The organism is Desulfuromonadales bacterium (assembly GCA_035620395.1).
Lineage (GTDB): Bacteria > Desulfobacterota > Desulfuromonadia > Desulfuromonadales > DASPGW01 > DASPGW01.
This window is the reverse complement of the sequence record DASPGW010000245.1, coordinates 1-18,903: the sequence shown is the minus strand read 5'-3', so window position 1 is coordinate 18,903 and position 18,903 is coordinate 1. Positions and strand designations below refer to the sequence as shown.

The window sequence follows — 18,903 nt, the reverse complement described above, 5'->3', positions numbered from 1 at the left end:
CGGCTTGATGAAGCCGACCCGGCCGTATTTCTTGCGCGCCAGGTGCATGAGCGACAGGCTGGTGGTGGTCTTGCCGCTGTTCTGGCCGGTGGCGGCGATGAATATCTTGCGGGCCATGCGCTCCTCCGGAGGTGGAAAAAGGCTGCTTCAGCCGAGGAAAAGGTGCCGAATTTTCATTTCGCTCACCGATCTCCCCCGGTTCCATGAAAATTGCCTAAAACTACCCCGTTGCTTTAACTCTGTCAAACCCCAACAAGGCTGAAATGCGGAGAATGGCGGGGGACGTTATCGTTTGCCGACCTTGAGCCGCTTGCTCAGGGCGGGCTGGGAGATGCCGAGCAGGCGGGAGGCAAGGGTCTGATTTCCCCGGGCGCGGCGCAGGGCTTCTTCGACCAGCAGGTCCACCGCGCTGCTCAGGGTAGGCAGGTCGGCCACGGCGGCGAAGGGATTCGCTCTGGCCGGCTGAGCGGCCAGGACGACGGCCGGCGCCTCGCCGATGGTCCGGCGGAAGCTCTCCATGGAAAGGACCCGTCCCTGGTGGGAGCTGACCGCATCGAAAACCATCGCCCGCAGTTCCCGGATGTTGCCGGGAAAACTGCAGGTAGAGAGAAGCAGCGCAAGCTCCGGCGGCGGCGTCGGCTTTTTTTTGCCGAGCTCGCCGGCGGCCGCCTCGAGGAAATGGTCGAGCAGCAGGGGGATGTCTTCCTTGCGTTCGCGCAGCGCCGGCAGATGCAGGTGATGGGTGCGCAGGCGGAAGTAGAGATCCTTGCGGAAGCTGCCGGCGGCCTGCCGGGCGGCCAGCTCCTGGTGGGTAGCGACGACGATACGCGCCCGGCTCTGTCGCGGCTGGTCGGCGCCTAACGGGAAATATTCTCCTTCCTGCAGCAGGCGCAGCAGCTTGACCTGGGAGGCGAGGCTCAGGTCGCCGATTTCATCGAGAAACAGGGTGCCGCCGCCGGCCGCCTCGATCATTCCGCGGCGGGGGGTGTCAGCGCCGGTGAAGGCGCCGCGGGCGTGGCCGAACAGGGTGTCGGCGAAAACGTTGTCGTCGAGACCGGCGACGTTGACCGCCACCAGCGGCTGTCCGGGCCGGCTCAGGGCGTGCAGGGCCCGGGCGACCAGTTCCTTGCCGGTGCCGCTCTCGCCGGTGATCAGCACCGGTTGCGGACTGTCGGCGATCGCCTCGACGTACTGGAAGACCGAGCGCATCCCCTTGTCGGCGGTAACGATGCCGGCGAAGACCTCCGGGTGCTCGAGCCGGTCGTAGAGCAGGCGGCGGCGCATGGCCCGGTTTTCCCGCTGCAGTTCGAGCAGGCGCACGGCCCGCTGCACCCCGTCGACCAGGCGGTCCTCTTCGACGGTCTTGACGAAATAGTCGAAGGCCCCCTTCTTGACGCAGCGCACCGCCGTCTCGACCTGGTTCATGCCGCTCACCACGATGACGGCGATGTCGGGATGCTCCTCGACGATGCGTCCGAGCAGTTCCTCCCCGGAGAGATTCGGCATGGTCAGATCGAGCAGCACCAGGCCGATCCCGCCGCCGGCGAGAATCTGCATGACCTGGCGGCTGTCCTGGCACTGATGGAGGTTGCTGAGGCCGCCGGGGCCCTCCAGGGTCATGCTCAGGCTGCGCAGCCAGGCCGGCTCATCGTCGACCAGCAGGATACCGAAGGAGGGGAATAGGGGGGTCTTCATGCAGGCGTCTTCTCCTGGCTGACGGGCAGCGTCAGAGTCACGGTCATCCCGGCGCCGACGGCGGAACAGAAAGCGAGCGAGCCGCCGTGCTCCTTGACAATGCCGGCGGAAACGGAAAGCCCGAGACCGGTGCCGCCGGTTTCGCGCTTGGTGGTGAAGAAGGGGTCGGTCAGGTGCGGCAGTTGCTCCGGGGCAATCCCCTCGCCTTCGTCGCGCACCTCCAGGAGCACGGCCTGCTGCCCGGCGTCGTGCCAGGTGCGCAGGGTTATTCCGCGTTCGCTGTCGGGGAGGGCCTGACAGGCGTTGAGCACCAGGTTGACCACCACCTGCTCGATGCGCTGATGGTTGCCGCGGAAGCGGGGGGGCTCGGCGGCGTATTCGACTGCGAAGTGGCGGGTCGCCTTGCGGATCGAATTGTCCACCAGGCGCAGGGCGGCGGCGACCACGGCGTTGAGGTCGACGGTGGCGGAGAGGTCGGCGTCGTCGCGGCGGGCAAAATCCTTGAGATCTTCGACGATGCGCTTGATGCGCCGGGCACCATCCTGCATCTCGGCGAGCATCTGCGGGATTTCCTCGCGCATGCGCGAGTACTGGAGCCAGCCCAGGCGGAAATCGCCGGCCTGCCGGTAATGCTCCTCGAGGACCGGCTCGGCATCCTCCCAGGCCTTCTGCAGGTGCGGCAGGTTGAGCAGGATCAGGCCGGTGGGGTTGTTGACCTCATGCGCCACCCCCGACACCAGGATGCCGAGGGAGGTCATCTTGTCGGCCTGGATCAACTGCCGCTGCCGGACCCTGAGCTCGTCCATGGCCCGCTGCCGCTCGGCGACCTCTTTCTCCAGGGCGGCGGTGCGCAGGGCCACCTCCTTCTTCAGGGTGCGGTTCCAGATGACCGTGCCGCCAAGCACCAGCAGCAGCGGGGCCACCGCCAGGATGCCGTAACGGATGATCCGGGACCAGGGGAGCAGCGGCGGCTCCAGCACCCCCAGCCATTTGCGGTAAAGCTGCTGGTATTCGCCGCTCTCCTTGAGGATCGACAGCCCCTCGTTGAAACGGGCAAGGAGTTCGCGGTTCCCCTTGCGGACCGCGTAGCCGTAATCATGGGCCAGAAGAGGCCGGGCCACCGGCTCGATGTTGCTGAGCCCCAGTTTGCCGACCAGGTACTGCCCGGGAAGCTTGGCGACCAGGGCACAGTCGTGCCTGCCCGAAGCGAGCAGGCGCAGGGCATCCGCCAGGGAGTCGACCGGGACCGGTCGGGCGTCCACCTTCTGCTGCAACATGAAATCATGCATGATGCTGCCACGCATGACGATGACCTCCTTGCCGCGCATCTGCTCGACGGAGGTGATCGCCCCCCCCTTGGTCCGGTTCCAGATGGCCTGGTGCACCACCGCGTGCGGCAGGGCAAAATCGACCTCGGCGGCGCGTTCCTTCGAAGGGACCATCCCCTGGAGGATGTCGACCTCGCCTCGCGCCAGCGCCCGGCGCATCTCGCTCCAGGCGCCGAGGCGGACCTCCACCTCCATCCCCATGACCCGTGCGATGGCCCGTGTCAATTCGACGTTGAAACCGCTCGGCTGCCCCGCCTCATCAAGAAACTCGTAAGGCGGATAGCCGCGGTCGCCGCCAACCACCACGACCGGCGTCGTCTCCGGCGCAAGTTCATCGGCGCTACGCACCGGCAGCACCGTCACCAGGAAAACAGCCAGGGTCAGAAATATTTGCAACGCTTTGCGACGCATGCGGTCATTATCCGTATTTTATGCGGCCGACTCAAGACCTAAAGGCCGCTGCCGGCAGTCTCCTTGACCACTGCGGGAAATCCGTGTAGATTCTGGCATCGTGCAAAAGGACGTTACCAGTCGCCAGTCCCTCATTCGCCAATCACAGAGTTTTCCATGCCACTGCTCGACGTTCGCAACCTGACGACCTATTTCTTCACCACCGGCGGTCTGATCAAGGCGGTGCGCGGTATCGACTTCGCCATCGGCGAGGGGGAAACCCTGGCGCTGGTCGGCGAATCGGGCTGTGGCAAGTCGATGACCGCCCTCTCCCTGCTGCGTCTCGTCCCCGAGCCCGGGCGGATTGTCGACGGCGAGATATTTTTCGCCGGCGAGGATCTGCGGCTCATTCCCGAGGATGAGATGCGTCGTCTGCGCGGCAACCAGATTGCCATGGTCTTTCAGGAGCCGATGACCTCCCTCAACCCCGTCTTCCGCATCGGCGAGCAGATCGGCGAAGTGCTGCGGCTGCACAAGGGGCTCGACCGGCAGCCGGCCCTCGACGCGGCCATCGAACTGCTGCACCAGGTCGGCATCCCCTCCCCCGAGCGCCGGGCCCGCGACTACCCGCATCATCTCTCCGGCGGCATGCGCCAGCGCGTGGTGATCGCCATGGCGCTCGCCTGCGACCCGCGGCTGCTGATCGCCGACGAACCGACCACCGCCCTCGACGTGACCATTCAGGCCCAGATCATGGACCTGCTGATGCAACTCAAGGAGGAGCGGCGGATGGCGACCCTGCTCATCACCCACGACCTCGGCGTGGTGGCCCAGGCCGCCGACCGGATCGCCGTCATGTACAACGGCCTGATCATGGAACAGGGAGCGGTCACGACGATTTTTGCCAATCCCGTTCACCCTTACACCCAGGGACTGCTGGGGTGTATCCCTCGACTCGGGGAAAAGAAAAAACGGCTGGCCGTGATCGAAGGTCCGCCGCCGGGCAGCCTCGACTCCGCCGCCCCCCGGTCCTTTCTGGACAACTGCCCGGAGCGCTTCGCCCCGCTGCGCGGAAATCTGCCGCGGCTGCACGAGGTGGAAGCGGGGCACTGGGTCAGGTGCTGGGAGGATTAGATGGATACGCTGCTGGAAGTGCGCAACCTGCGCAAGTCGTTCACCGTTGCCCCCGGCCCCCTGGGCGGGAGGCACCAGAAGCTGCAGGCCGTCGACGGCGTCTCCTTCGCCCTGCGTCGGGGCGAAACCCTCGGACTGGTGGGAGAGTCGGGGTGCGGCAAGTCGACTACCGGCAAGCTGATCCTGCGCCTGCTGGAGGCTGACGAGGGGGAAATCCTCATCAACGGCCAGGACATCCGTCGCCTCTCCCAGCGCCAGCTGCGGCCGCTGCGGCGGCAGATGCAGATGATCTTCCAGGACCCCTATTCCTCTCTCAACCCGCGGCAGCGGGTCGGCGACATTGTCGGTGAGCCGCTGCGCATCCACGGCCTCGGGTCGGGACCGGCGCTGCGCACCGAAGTCATCCGCCTGCTCGGCACCGTCGGTCTGGCGGCCGAACACTTCGACCGCTACCCGCACGAATTCTCCGGCGGCCAGCGCCAGCGCATCGGCATCGCCCGCGCCCTGGCCGTGCGTCCCGACCTGATCATCGCCGACGAGCCGGTCTCGGCCCTCGACCTCTCCATTCAGGCCCAGGTGATCAATCTGCTGCGCGATATCCAGCAGGAGTTCGGCCTCACCTACCTCTTCATCGCCCACGACCTCTCGGTCATCGAGCACATGAGCGACCGGGTGGCCGTCATGTACCTCGGCCGCATCGTCGAGCTGGCCGACGCCGAGGAGCTCTACCGGGCGCCGCGCCACCCCTACAGCGAGGCGCTGCTCAACGCCGTGCCGGTCCCCGACCCCGCTCGCCGCAAGCGCCACCCCCTTAAGGGCGAGGTCCCCTCCCCCCTGTCGCCCCCCTCCGGCTGTCACTTTCACCCCCGCTGCCCCTACGCCCGCGAAATCTGCGCCAGCGTCTACCCGCCCCTGGAAGACAAGGGAGGCGGGCACCTTGCCGCCTGCCATTTCAGCGGAGAGGTGGGGAAGTTCAGGGAATTTTAGAGGCGAGGCACAAGGCAAAAGGCACGAGGGAAAACCGGCTCGCCTTTAGCCTCGGGCCTCGGGCCTGCCTTTCCCGTGTCTTCTTTTCCCGTTGACTCTCCGTGCCATTAATGGCACAATCGCCCCGTCCCTCCCTTTCATCCATTGCCCCCAGGAGTCCCCATGGGTCCGATCACCACGGTCAAGGAACGCTGCCGTAAATGCTACGCCTGCGTCCGCAACTGCCCGGTCAAGGCGATCAAGGTCAAGCAGGACTGCGCCGAGGTCATTCACGATCGCTGCATCGGCTGCGGCAAGTGCATCAAGGTCTGCTCGCAGCAGGCCAAGATCATCGCCGACTGCATCGAGGAAACCCGGCGCCTGCTGGCCGGCCACGAAGTGGTGGCGGTGCTCGGCTGCAGCTTCCCGGCCTTCTTCAACGACGTCCGCGCCGGCCAGTTGGTGGCCGGCATCAAGCGTCTCGGCTTCAGCGAGGTCCACGAGGGGACGAGCGGCGTCGAGCTGATCCGCGAGCAGTACGCCCGCCTCATCGAGGAACCGGGCGGCCTGCCGATGATTTCCACCCACTGCCCGACGATCGTCGACCTGATCGAACGCCACTATCCCCAATTGCTCCGCAACCTGATGGGGGTCGTTTCGCCGATGGTCGCCATCGGCCGCTTCATCAAGGCTCGCAACGGCAAAAAAACTCGCGTCGTTTATATCAGCTCGTGCATCGCCGGCAAGTTCGAGATCGAAGCCGAGCCGGTAGCCGGTGCGATCGATGTGGTACTGACCTACAAGGAGCTCAACCAGATGCTGCGCGAGGCAGGCGTCGACCTGACCCGGCTCGCCGACAGCCCCTTCGAAGGTCTCGCCCCCGGACGGGGACGGCTTTTCTCCGTTTCCCGCGGACCCTTCGAGGCCTTTGACGTGCAGAGCGATTTCTTCAATCCCGACTTTGTTTCCACCGAAGGCGAGGAAAGTGCCCTCGATATCATCAAGGATCTGGCGGCCGGACGCATCACCCCGCGGCTGGTCGACCTGCGCTTCTGCAACGGCGGCTGCATCGGCGGCCCCGGCAAGAACAACCGCCTGACCACCTTCTCCAAACGCAACCTGATTCTCAAGTATTTCGGCAGCCGCGAGATACCCTACGCCACCACGCCGCACTACAGCACTGCCGGTCCTCTGCCCGACATGCGCCGCCGCTTCACCAACAAGTACAAGCGCCTCGAGCCGCCGAGCGGCGAAAGCATCCGCCAGATCCTGCAGTCGACCAACAAGTTCGTCGAGCGTGACGAACTCGACTGCGGCGCCTGCGGCTACCCCACCTGTCGGGAACACGCGGTAGCGGTCTACCAGGGACTGGCCGAACGGGAAATGTGCCTCCCCTATTCGCTCAAGCGCCTCGAGGAGGACCGGGGACTGCTGGCCCAGAAATATGAGCTGGCCCAGCGGGCTCTCGCCCATGAATACGGCGACGGCGACATCATCGGCAAAGACCCGCGGACCGTCCAGGTTCTCGCTCTGATCCGCCAGGTCGGCCCGACCCCGACCACGGTTCTCATTCGCGGCGAAAGCGGCACCGGCAAGGAGCTGACCGCCCGGGCCATCCACCAGCACAGCCATCGTTCGGACAAGCCGCTGGTGGCCGTCAACTGCACCACCCTGACCGACAGCCTGCTGGAGAGCGAACTCTTCGGCCACAAGAAGGGGTCCTTCACCGGCGCCGTCGCCGACAAAAAGGGGCTGTTCGAAGCGGCAAACGGCGGCACCATTTTTCTCGACGAAATCGGCGACATCACCCCCAAGCTTCAGGCGGAGCTGCTGCGGGTGCTCGATTCAGGAGAGATCCGGCCGGTCGGCGGCAACGGTGCGGTGCGCGTCGACGTCCGCCTCATCGCCGCCACCAACAAGAATCTCGAGGCAGGGGTGAAGGACGGCTGGTTCCGCGAAGACCTCTTCTACCGCATCAATGTCTTCACCATCACCATGCCGCCGCTGCGCAGCCGCCTCGAATCGTTGCCGGAGCTCCTGCACCACTTCCTCGAACGGGCCAGCAACCGGGTCAACAAGACCCTGGTCGGCATCGACGAGAGGGCCATCATGGCCATGCGTCAGTATCACTGGCCGGGCAACATCCGGGAGTTGCAGAACATCATCGAACGGGCCGCCGTTCTGACCCAGGACAACGTCATCCGCCTGGAAAACCTGCCGGTCATCTTCGCCGAACTGGCGCTGCACGGCCCAGCCACCGACGACGGCAACGAAATCACCTTCCGCGGCGAGCGTGAGAAGCATGTCAGCCAGGTCGAAGCCGGCCTCATCAAGCGCTACCTGCGGGAAACCGGCGGCAACGTCTCGGCCGCAGCCCGCCAGGCCAGGATCCCCCGCCGCACCTTTTATCGGCTGCTCTCCCGCTACGGCATCAGCGGCAACGATTTCCAGAAGACCTAACGCTCAGCAAGTGAGCCACAACCGACACAGGCCATTCCGGTGAGAGCGCCACAATTGGCGCACCAACCGGAATGGCTTTTTCTCGCCGTTTGCGCCCGCCTTTCGCCTTTATGACCACCAGGGCCGCGCCAATAATGGCACACTCAAGAACATCACCCACCCGTTTCCTGCCTGAAAAAGCCCCCCGAACGGGTTTTTTCGGATAGTACGTTTTTGGCACAGATACTGCTTAATAAAGACCCCAATGACTGGGGTTATAGCAGTTCCAATCCGACCGGAATCCTGCCCCCTTTGCGCCGCACGGGACCTCTCTCCCCCGGGCGGCGTTTTTTTCTGTCGCCAAACCGCTCGGCATTAGTTATCATGCTGAAAAAATTCCATTCAATTCAATCGCCCCCATTCTGACGGCCATGTCCAGACGAGCCAGCGAACAACTTGGCATCACCACCCTGGAGGACATCAGCACCCTCATCCTCCAGTCCCACGATCTGGACGAAACACTCGATAATATCGTCACCCTGGTCGCCAAGCGCATGCGTACCGAGGTCTGCTCCATCTACCTCTTCGAGGAAGAAGAGCAGACCCTGCGTCTGCGCGCCACCCGCGGCCTGTCGCGGCGGGCCGTCGGCCGGGTCACCATGCGGACCGGCGAGGGGCTCACCGGCCTGGCCGTCGAGGAACGGCGCGTCGTCGCCATCCAGGAACCGCAGAGCCACCCGCGCTACCGCTACTTCAAGGAGACCGGCGAGGAACGCTTTCATTCCTTCCTCGGCATCCCCCTGTTCGACCGCAAGACACCGATCGGCGTCATCGTCATCCAGACCAAGGAGCCGCGCAGCTTCCGCCCCGATGAGATCAGCGCCCTCTCGACCATTGCCTTCCAGATCTCATCCATCGTCGTCAATGCCCGCCTGCTCGACTCGATCCGTCTGAAGGAGGAGGAGAGCAGCCGCTTCGCCCGTGAGCTGGAAAAGACCCGGCAGTCGATGCTCAGCCGGGAAGCTGCCCCGGCAGAGACCAGGGAGGCGGCCTTGCGCGGCACGGTCGCCTACCCCGGCGTCGTCTCCGGCCCGCCCCACCTGCTGGACGAGCAGCTCGGCTTTGCCGACATCCTCGACGAAGAGGCGGTCCGTCCCGAAGAGGAACTGCAGCGTCTGGAGGGGGCGCTGGAGAAGACCCGCATCCAGACCCTCTTTCTCGAAAAGCGGGTCGCCGAACGCCTCTCCCAGGAAGACGCCGCCATCTTCCATACCCACCTGATGATCCTCGAAGACCGCGGCTTTCTTGAACGGCTGCGGCGCGAGATTGAAAGCGGACACAGCGCCCCCTACGCCCTGAAGAAAGTGGTGGGCGAATACATCGAGGTCTTCCAGCGCATGGAAGATGCCTACCTGCGGGAGCGGGCCGCCGACATGGAGGACATCGGCCGGCGCCTGCTCGCCAATCTGGTCGGGCAGGAAAACCACATCCTGCACCTGCGCTACCCCGGCATCCTGGTTGCCCGCGAACTTCTCCCCTCGGACATGGCCGCGCTCGATCACGAACAGATCCGCGGCATCGTCACCGAAGCGGGCGAGCGGAACTCGCACGCCGTGATCATGGCCAAGTCCCTCGGCATCCCCGCCCTGGTCGGGGTCAAGGGAGCACTCAAGAGCATCGCCCCGGAGGACCGCCTGATCCTCGACGCCAACTCCGGCTCTCTCTACGTCAACCCGCCGCCGCGCATCGTCGAAGAATACCGCCGGCTTGAGGAAGACTGCAGCCGTGAGCTGCACCGACTGGAGGAGTTCCGCGACCTGCCGGCTGTCACCCGGGACGGCGAACGGATCGTGCTGCGGGCCAACATCGGCCTGGTCAGCGACGTCGACATCGCCCGCCGCAACGGCGCCGAAGGGGTGGGCCTCTACCGCACCGAATTCCCCTACATGGCGCGCGGCCAGTTTCCCGACCGCGACGACCAGTACCAGCTCTACCGCAAGGTGGTGGAGGGGTTCGCCGGCCAGCCGGTGACCATCCGCACCCTCGACATCGGCGGCGACAAGGCCCTGCCCTACTTCAGCCCACCCAAGGAGGACAACCCCTTCATGGGCTGGCGCTCGGTGCGGGTATCGCTGGACAACCGCGACATTTTCCGCACCCAGATCGAGGCAATCCTGATGGCCGGCCTGCACGGCCCGGTTAAACTGCTCTTTCCGATGATTTCCGGGCTGGACGAAGTGCGCGCCTGCCGCAAGGTGGTGGCTGAAGCGTGCGAAAATCTGCGTCGGGACGGCATCCCCTTCGCCGGGTCGATCCCCGTCGGCGTGATGATCGAAGTGCCGGCCGCCGTCCACATGGCCGAGCAACTGGCCGCCGAGGTCGACTTCTTTGCCCTCGGCACCAACGACCTGGTCCAGTACCTGCTCGCCGCCGACCGCAACAATCCACTGGTCAAGAAGTACTACGACCCGCTGCACCCGGCCGTTCTGCGCGTGCTGCAGGACATGGCGAAGGTGGCGACGCTGCACGACAAGGGACTCTGCCTGTGCGGCGAGATGGCCTCCGACCCGATGAACTTCCTGCTGCTGATCGGCATGGGCATCCGCGAATTCTCCATGCCGGCCCCGTTCATTCCCCGCACCAAGGCGTTTCTGCGCAACCTCGACCTCAAATCCGCCCGCAAGACAGCCCGCGAGGCGCTCCTGCTGACCGACAGCGCCGCCATCCGGACCCACCTCGGCAAAGCGCTCGCCAAACTCGAACCGGCGAGTTGACCCTCACCTGCCCTGCTCGCAAATGAAAAGGCCGGACCCTTGCGGGCCCGGCCTTTTCTCTCCAACCGGAAAACTGCGGCAAATCCAACTATTCGAGCACCACCAGCAGGTCGCCCTGCTGTACCTGTGCCCCTTCCTTGAAGAAGATGTCGACCACCTTGCCGTCCTCCTTGGCCTTGACGTTGGTCTCCATCTTCATCGCCTCGGTCGAGAGCAGGGTGTCGCCCGCCTTGACCTCGTCGCCGACGTTGACCAGGATCTTGAAGACCTTGCCCGGCATCGGCGCCCCGACCTCTTTGGGGTTGCCGGCGTCGGCCTTGCGATGCGTCGCCTCCTCGCTCTTCACCGAGAGGTCCTGCACGGTGACCTGGCGAGGCTCGCCGTTGAGCTCGAAGTAGATGTTGCGGGTGGCGTCCTTCTGCAGGCTGCCGACGGCATTGAGCTTGAGGATCAGGGTCTTGCCCGGCTCGATGTCGATGCTCGTTTCGTCGCCGACCCCGAGGCCGTAGAAGAAGACCGGCGTCGGCAGCACCGAGGTATCGGAATACTCCTGGCGGTGCCGGTCGAACTCCTCGTAGACGCCGGGGTAGAGCGTCGCCGAAAGGGTCTCGCGGTCACTGATGGCGTGGCCGACCTTCTTTTCCACCGCCGCTTTTTTGGCGGCGAAATCGACCGGCTCGAGCAGTTCGCCGGGACGGCAGGTCAGGGGCTCCTCCCCCTTGAGGATGACCTTCTGCAGCTTTTCGGGGAAGCCGCCGTAGGGCTGGCCGATCATCCCCTTGAAGAAGTCGACCACCCCCTGCGGGAAGGTCAGCTCCGCCCCGCGTTCGAAAACGTCCTTGGGCTGCAGATTGTTCTGCACCATGAACATCGCCATGTCGCCGACGATCTTGGAGGAAGGGGTCACCTTGACCAGGTCGCCGAACATGTCGTTGACCTGCCGGTACATCTCCTTGCACTCCTCCCAGCGGTGGCCGAGACCGAGGCCTTCGACCTGCGGCTTGTAGTTGGAGTACTGGCCGCCGGGAATCTCGTGATAGTAGACCTGGGCGGTGCCGCTGCGCAGCTCCGACTCGAAGGGGGCATAGTAGGTGCGCACCGTCTCCCAGTAGTTGGCGAGCCGCTGCAGACCCACCTCGTCGAGCTTCGGATCCCAGATGCTCCCCTTGAGAGCGGCGAGCAGGGCGTTCATGTTCGGCTGGGCGGTGAGGCCCGAAACCGAGGAGAGCGCCGTATCGACGATGTCGACGCCGGCCTGGGCGGCCATCATCAGCATCGCCCCGCCGTTGCTCGAGGTATCGTGGGTATGCAGATGGATCGGGATGCCGATTTCATGCTTGAGCGCCTTGACCAGCTTTTCGGCGGCGAAAGGCTTGAGCAGGCCGGCCATATCCTTGATCGCCAGGATATGGGCGCCCATCTTCTCGAGCTCTTTGGCCAGATCGACGTAGTACTTGAGGGGATACTTGTCGCGCTTGGGGTCGAGGATGTCGCCGGTGTAGCACATTGCCGCCTCGCAGACGGCGTTGTTCTGGCGCACCGCCTCCATCGCCACCCGCATCCCCCGGGTCCAGTTGAGCGAGTCGAAGACGCGGAAGATGTCGATGCCGCTTTTGGCTGCCTTGGCGACGAATTCCTGAACGACATTGTCCGGGTAGTTGGTGTAGCCGACGGCGTTGGAACCGCGCAGCAGCATCTGGAAAAGGATGTTCGGAACCTGCTGCCGCAGCCGGTCGAGGCGTTCCCAGGGGTCCTCGCGCAAAAAGCGCATGGATACATCGAAGGTGGCGCCGCCCCACATCTCGAGGGAGAAGAGACCGCCGCCCAGGTAGCTGGTCGCCTCGGCGATGCGGTCGAGGTCGAAGGTGCGGAAGCGCGTCGCCATCAGCGACTGGTGGGCGTCGCGCATGGTGGTGTCGGTGATGAGGAGCCGCTTCTCCTTGCGCGCCCACTCGGCGAGGCCGGCCGGCCCCTTCTCCAGCAGGATGTCGCGGGTGCCGCGGGGACGCTGGGTGCCGTAGGGAATCTCGGGGACCTCCGGTTCGCGCAGATCGCGAAAATGCAGTGCCTTTTCCGGCTTGATCCCCGGATAGCCGTTGACCACCGTGTGTCCGATGAAGCGCAGCAGCTTGGTCGCCCGGTCCTTCTTCTCGCGGATAACGAACAGCTCCGGGTGGTTGTCGAGATAGGAGGTGTCGCACTTCCCTTTGAGGAAGACGGAGTGGGTGACGACGTTTTCGAGAAAGCCGATGTTGGTCTTCACCCCGCGGATGCGGAACTCCTGCAGCGCCCGGTGCATGCTGCGACGAGCGTCGTCGAAGGTCAGGCCCCAGGTCGATATCTTGACCAGCAGCGAATCGTAGTGGGGGGTGATCTGCGCCCCGGCGTAGCCGTTGCCGGCATCGAGGCGCACGCCGAAGCCGGCGGCGGTACGGAACGCCTTGATGGTGCCGAAATCGGGCGCGAAGTTGTTCGCCGGGTCCTCGGTGGTCACCCGGCACTGGATGGCATAGCCGCGCAGCTCGATATCCTTCTGGCTCTTGATACCGATCTCGGGGTCGGCGAGCCGGTACCCTTCGGCCACCTTGATCTGGGTCTGCACCAGGTTGCGCATGGTCACCAGCTCGGTGACGGTGTGCTCCACCTGGATGCGCGGGTTGGTCTCGATGAAGTAGAAGTTCTCCGCCTGGTCCATGAGAAACTCGACGGTGCCGGCGTTGACGTAGCCCACCGATTCGGCGATCTTCATTGCCAGGGCGCAGACTTCCTTGCGCTTCTTTTCGCTGAGGTAGGGGGAAGGGGCGAGCTCGATTACCTTCTGGTGGCGGCGCTGGATGGAGCAGTCGCGCTCGTAGAAATGGACGACGTTGCCGTACTTGTCCCCCATGATCTGCACTTCGACATGCTTGGGGTTCTCGATGTACTTTTCCAGAAAAACCGAGGCGTTGCCGAAGGCGGCCTTGGCCTCGGATGCCGCGCTCTTGAGCCCCTCGAGCAGCTCCCGCTGGCTGCGGGCGACGCGCATGCCGCGGCCGCCGCCGCCGGCCGCCGCCTTGACGATGATCGGATAGCCGCACTCCTTGGCGAAAAGCAGCGCCTCCTCTTCGCTGGTCACCGGTTTGGCAGTCCCCGGAACCACCGGCACGCCGGCCTCGATCGCCACGCTGCGGGCGGCGACCTTGTCGCCGAGTTTGCGCTGGATCTCGGGGGTCGGGCCGATGAAGACGATGCCGGCGCGCTCGCAGGCCTCGGCGAATTCGGGGTTTTCTGACAGGAAGCCGTAGCCGGGATGAATGGCGTCGACTCCCTTCTTGCGGGCAAGGTCGATGATTTCCTCGATCCCCAGGTAGGCGTCGATCGGCCCTTTCCCTTTGCCGATCAGATAAGCCTCATCCGCCTTGTACCGGTGCAGCGAAATCTTGTCCTCTTCCGAGTAGACGGCCAGAGTCTTGATCCCCAGCTCGGTGCACGCCCGAAAGATGCGGATAGCGATCTCTCCGCGATTCGCCGCCATGACTTTCTTGAACTTCCTGATTTCCATCAAAACTCCTCCAGAGCCTGCCGATTCCCCGAAAACTCGTCAATTTTTACTCAAAATAAAACAGATACAAGAAAAATAAACTTTTATTTAAAATGAATTTTTTTAGCATTTCTAAATACTTAGAGCCCCGTTTGAGCAGTTCAACATCTAGCAAAGGGCATTCAACCTGTCAAGGTAAAATATTGTTTGATTTTATAAACCATTGATTTCCCAATACAATCATTACCCTCATTCACATATATTCCCACATTTCGCAACCCCATAACATATGTCTAAATAAATCCCAAAACACCCCTAAAATCGCCTGATTGCGGCTTATTCCGACTTCTTGAACGCCTTCTCGACGAAGGGCCGGATCAGGTCAATCGGGACAGGAAAGATGATCGTCGAGTTCTTCTCCGTGGCAATCTCGGTGAGAGTCTGCAGAAAGCGCAGCTGCAGCGCCCCCGATTGGGTGGAAATCACGCCGGCGGCGTCGGCCAGTTTCTGCGAGGCCTGGAACTCCCCTTCGGCGTGGATGACTTTGGAACGGCGTTCCCGCTCGGCCTCGGCCTGCCGCGCCATGGCGCGCTGCATCTCGACGGGCAGGTCGATGTGCTTGACTTCGACGTTGGAGATCTTGATTCCCCAGGCATCGGTCTGCCGGTCGAGGATATGCTGCAACTCCTGGTTGATCTTGTCGCGATGGGCCAGCAACTCGTCCAGTTCCGACTGGCCGAGCACACTGCGCAGCGTCGTTTGCGCCAGCTGGCTGGTGGCGTAGAGGTAATTCTCCACCTGGATCAGGGCCTTCTCCGGCGCCACCACCCGAAAATAGAGGACCGCGTTGACCTTGACCGAGACGTTGTCCTTGGTGATGACGTCCTGGGGCGGCACATCCATCGCCACGGTGCGCAAACTGACCTTGATCAATTTGTCGACTACCGGGATGATGAAACGCAGCCCCGGCCCCTTGACGCCCGCGAAGCGGCCGAGGCGGAAGACGACCCCGCGCTCGTACTCGATGAGAACCTTGACTGCGTTGGCGATGATGAAAGCAACCATGGCCACGACCACGGCCGAGCCAATCAGACTGACAGGGATCATTTCTCAACCTCCGGCTATTAGGTTTCAGGGATCAGGAGTCAGGCCTCAGGTTGCTGAATTTTTCTGATTCCTGAAACCAGGTTCCTGCTCATTAACTTTCTTGACCTGCAGCCTCAAATTCTCCGCCACTTGAATCACCTCGATCCGCTCGCCCTTGCCGATCGGCTCAGTACTGAAGGCGTCCCAATATTCGCCATGGACGAAGACCCGCCCCTCGGGGTGGATGTCGGTATCGGCGACGCCCCGTTCACCCGCCATCCCTTCGGAACCGGAGACGAAACGGGTACGCTGGGAGCGCACGACGAACCAGAGAACCAGGGAAAAGAAGCCCGCAGAGACGGAGACGGTAGCGAGGATGACCACCCGGGAAATCTGCAGATACGGTTCGGAACTCTCGATCAGCATCAGCGAACCGAGGGCCAGGGCGATAATCCCTCCCACCGTCAACATGCCGTAGGAAGCCACCTTGATTTCGAGGACGAAGAGGACGAAAGCGAGCAGGATCAACAGCACCCCGGCATAGTTCACGGGCAGGGTCTGGAAGGCATAGAAGGCGAGCAGCAGGGCGATGGCGCCGATAGCCCCCGGCAGAATGACACCCGGCTGGGAGATCTCGAAGAAGATGCCGAGGATACCGAGCATGAGCAGCAGGTAGGCCACATTCGGATTGCTGAGGACGGTCAGGATTCTCTGCCGCCAGCTCATCTCGGCATACAGCAGCACCGTCCCTGCCGTCTCCAGGGTCAGAGACTTGCCCTCGCGCAGATAACGGCGACCGTCGAGCCCCTCGAGCAGCGCCGCCTCGTCGGCCGCGACGAGATCGATCACCTTCAGCTCCAGCGCCTCACTGGCAGGAGTCGAGATGCTCTCGCGGACGATGCGCTCGGCCCACTCGACGTTGCGGCCCCGCTGCTCGGCGATACTGCGGGCGTAGGCGACGGCGTCGTTGACCACCTTCGCCATCATCGTCTCATTCTTGTCGCCGCCGCCCCCCGGGGCGATCGCCACCGGGTGGGCGGCGCCGAGGTTGGTACCGGGCGCCATGACGGCGAAGTCGGCGGCCAGGGTGATGAGGGCGCCGGCCGAGGCGGCCCGCCCTCCCGACGGGTAGACGTAGACGATCACCGGCACCCTGGATGCGAGGATCGACTGGATGATCGTGCGCATCGCCGTATCGAGTCCGCCGGGCGTGTCGAGCTCGAGAAGAAAGGCACGCTCTTCGGCCTCGTTGGCCGTCTTGAGCTGGGCGGTGATGAAGTCGGCGACTACCGGGTTGATGACGTCGGCCACCCGCACCACGCGGATGGTCGGTGAAGCCGGTGCGGCACCCATGGCAGTGAAGGAAACAACCGCCAGCAGGAGGGCTACCAGGGAGGCAATCAGTAATGAGCTGTGCCGACGCGGGATCATGCTCCAAGTCTAACAAGCCGCAGGGGCCTGTCAAACCGGGCAATTAGCCCGACGGCGGGTCGCGGGGAGGAGCAGAAAAAGCGGCTTGCCTCGGTGACTGAGACCATGCTAAGGTATTTCCGTCAATAGAATGACACCAAGAGGGGGTGTGCATGCGTAACCTGTCCCAGATCCTGCTCATCGACGACGAATCCCACAACCGCGAAGCCCTGACCCTGCTCCTCACCCACGCCGGCTACCAGGTGCAGTCGGCCGCCTCCGGCGAGGAGGCGCTGAAAATCCTCCAGGAAACCCCATTCGAGATCGTCATCACCGACCTCTTCCTGCCGGGGGTGAGCGGCATCGACATCCTCAAGCGGGTCAAGGAGGATTCCCCCTTCACCAATGTCATCCTCATCACCGGCAACGCCTCGGCGGAAACGGCGGTGGAGGCGATGAAGGAAGGGGCCTTCGACTACATTACCAAGCCCCTCAATTTCGAAAAACTGAAGATCCTGGTCGCCAAGGCGCTGGAAAAGAGCCGGCTGGTGGCCGAAAACCTCTATCTGCGCCAGCAGCTGCGCGGCAAGTACAAGTTCGACCGGATCATCGGCAACAGCCCGGCGATGCAGCAGGTCTTCTCGCGCATGGAGAAGATCGTCCACACCGACTCGACCATCCTCATCCTCGGCGAATCGGGGACCGGCAAGGAGCTGGTGGCCAAGGCGATTCACTTCAACGGCCCGCGCCGCGAAAAGCCGTTCATCGCCATCAACTGCGGCGCCATCCCGGCCGAACTGCTGGAGAGCGAGCTCTTCGGCCACGCCCGCGGCTCCTTCACCGGCGCCGTGGCTGACAAGCCGGGCAAGTTCGAGGCGGCCAACGGCGGCACCATCTTCCTCGACGAAATCGGCACCATGCCGATGCATCTGCAGATGAAGCTGCTGCGGGTGCTGCAGGAGCACGAAGTGGAGCGGGTCGGCACCAGCAAGCGGATCAAGCTCAACGTCCGGGTCATCTCGGCGACCAACGCCAACATCGAGGATGAGGTCAAGCGCGGCGCCTTCCGCGAGGACCTTTACTACCGCCTCAACGTCATCCCCATCCTGCTCCCCCCCCTGCGCGAACGGCGCGAGGACATCGCCCTGCTCGCCCGCCATTTCCTGCTGAAGAGCTGCAAGGAGATGAACCGTCCGCTCATGTCCATCTCCCCCGCCGCCATGCAGGCGCTGGAAGCCTATGACTGGCCCGGCAACGTCCGCGAGATGGAGAATGTCATCGAGCGCTCCGTCGCCCTGACCGACGGCGAGATCATCGAAGGGAGCGACCTGCCGGCCGGCATCGGCGGCATCGACGACGAGTCGATACCGGGCCTGCTCTGCCCCAGGGTCACCGAGGACGGGGTCGACATGGTACGCATCATCGAGGCGCTCGAACGGCGGATGATCGGCGAGGCGCTGGAACTCTCCGACGGGGTCAAGGCTCGCGCCGCCAGTCTGCTCGGCATCAACCGCACCACCCTGGTCGAAAAGATCAAACGCCACGCGCTGGAACAATAATAACGGGCGGCCACCGGCCGCCCTCGTCCTCCGTCCTCCGTCCTCCGTCCTCCGTCTTCCGTCTTCAGCCTTCCGTCTTCAGCCTTCCGTCTTCAGCCTTCAGCCTTCAGCCTTCAGCCTTCACACCGGCCAGCCGGAGGTGCTCGTAAAAAGCGAGGGCCAGTGGCGAGAGCTGGCGTCCCTTGCGGCGCACCAGGTAGAAGGGCCGCCGAATGCGTACCCCTTCGAGGGGTACGGTCACCAGGTCACCGCGCCGCACGTCTTCGGCGACGGCCAGCGAGGAGAGGATGGAGATGCCGAGGCGGAAGCGGATCCCCTGGCGGACTGCCTCGCTGCTCCCCATCTCGGCCACCACGCGCAGCCGCGCCGGGTCGAAGCCGTGCTCACGCAGCGCCTGGCTCATCACCAGGCGCGTCCCCGAACCCGATTCGCGCAGGATGAAGGGCTCGGCCTCCAGCTCCTCTGGGCGGACCGACGAGCGCCCCGCCCAGAGATGGCCGGGGGGGAGCGTGAGCACCAGCTCGTCGGCGAACGCCTCGTCGCAGTCGAGACGCTGTTCTTTCAGAAGGGCGCCAACCAGCCCCAGCTCCAGGCGGTCATGC

12 protein-coding genes are annotated in these 18,903 nt (G+C 64.0%); 5 read left to right on the top strand and 7 right to left on the bottom strand.

Annotated elements, in window-relative coordinates; genetic code table 11:
• The 3 genes from VD811_13485 to VD811_13475 form a co-directional block, all read right to left on the bottom strand.
• Positions 1-117 (bottom strand): AAA family ATPase (locus tag VD811_13485; GenBank protein HXV21994.1); only part of this gene is annotated, 117 nt, incomplete at its 3' end.
• Between the two features lie 168 nt (positions 118-285).
• Complete coding sequence (locus VD811_13480) at positions 286-1,695, bottom strand: sigma-54 dependent transcriptional regulator (GenBank protein HXV21993.1); 1,410 nt, start codon at positions 1,693-1,695, stop codon at positions 286-288.
• Positions 1,692-3,434, bottom strand: a complete 1,743-nt coding sequence (locus VD811_13475; protein HXV21992.1) for a transporter substrate-binding domain-containing protein — start codon at positions 3,432-3,434, stop codon at positions 1,692-1,694. The genes VD811_13480 and VD811_13475 overlap by 4 nt, the downstream gene beginning before the upstream one ends.
• A 156-nt stretch (positions 3,435-3,590) precedes the next feature.
• On the opposite strand from VD811_13475, the gene VD811_13470 reads away from it, so the two are divergent.
• From VD811_13470 to ptsP, 4 genes are all read left to right on the top strand, one after another.
• Positions 3,591-4,547 (top strand): ABC transporter ATP-binding protein, encoded by a 957-nt coding sequence (locus VD811_13470; protein ID HXV21991.1) that lies wholly within the window; start codon positions 3,591-3,593, stop codon positions 4,545-4,547.
• A complete protein-coding gene (locus tag VD811_13465; GenBank protein ID HXV21990.1) occupies positions 4,548-5,534 on the top strand; it encodes an oligopeptide/dipeptide ABC transporter ATP-binding protein in 987 nt (328 codons plus the stop codon).
• Between the two features lie 162 nt (positions 5,535-5,696).
• The gene (locus tag VD811_13460) at positions 5,697-7,973 is read left to right on the top strand and encodes a sigma 54-interacting transcriptional regulator (protein HXV21989.1); all 2,277 of its coding nucleotides are present in this window, start codon (positions 5,697-5,699) and stop codon (positions 7,971-7,973) included.
• Between the two features lie 410 nt (positions 7,974-8,383).
• Positions 8,384-10,726, top strand: a complete 2,343-nt coding sequence (ptsP, locus tag VD811_13455; GenBank protein HXV21988.1) for a phosphoenolpyruvate--protein phosphotransferase — start codon at positions 8,384-8,386, stop codon at positions 10,724-10,726.
• Between the two features lie 88 nt (positions 10,727-10,814).
• Here ptsP and VD811_13450 read toward each other — a convergent pair whose 3' ends face one another.
• The 3 genes from VD811_13450 to VD811_13440 all read right to left on the bottom strand — a co-directional run bounded on the left by VD811_13450 (position 10,815) and on the right by VD811_13440 (position 16,763).
• Entirely contained in the window at positions 10,815-14,267 is a 3,453-nt protein-coding gene (locus VD811_13450; protein ID HXV21987.1) for a pyruvate carboxylase, read from the bottom strand.
• 315 nt (positions 14,268-14,582) lie between these two features.
• The gene (locus VD811_13445; GenBank protein HXV21986.1) at positions 14,583-15,353 is read right to left on the bottom strand and encodes a slipin family protein; all 771 of its coding nucleotides are present in this window, start codon (positions 15,351-15,353) and stop codon (positions 14,583-14,585) included.
• A 45-nt stretch (positions 15,354-15,398) separates the two neighbouring features.
• Positions 15,399-16,763 (bottom strand): nodulation protein NfeD, encoded by a 1,365-nt coding sequence (locus VD811_13440; protein ID HXV21985.1) that lies wholly within the window; start codon positions 16,761-16,763, stop codon positions 15,399-15,401.
• Between the two features lie 152 nt (positions 16,764-16,915).
• Here VD811_13440 and VD811_13435 point away from each other — a divergent pair, with 152 nt between their 5' ends.
• Positions 16,916-18,301, top strand: a complete 1,386-nt coding sequence (locus tag VD811_13435; GenBank protein HXV21984.1) for a sigma-54 dependent transcriptional regulator — start codon at positions 16,916-16,918, stop codon at positions 18,299-18,301.
• Positions 18,302-18,407: 106 nt separating this feature from the next.
• On the opposite strand, the gene VD811_13430 is transcribed toward VD811_13435, so the two are convergent.
• Positions 18,408-18,903, bottom strand: a 496-nt coding sequence (locus VD811_13430; GenBank protein ID HXV21983.1) for a LysR substrate-binding domain-containing protein, incomplete at its 5' end; no start/stop codon positions are given.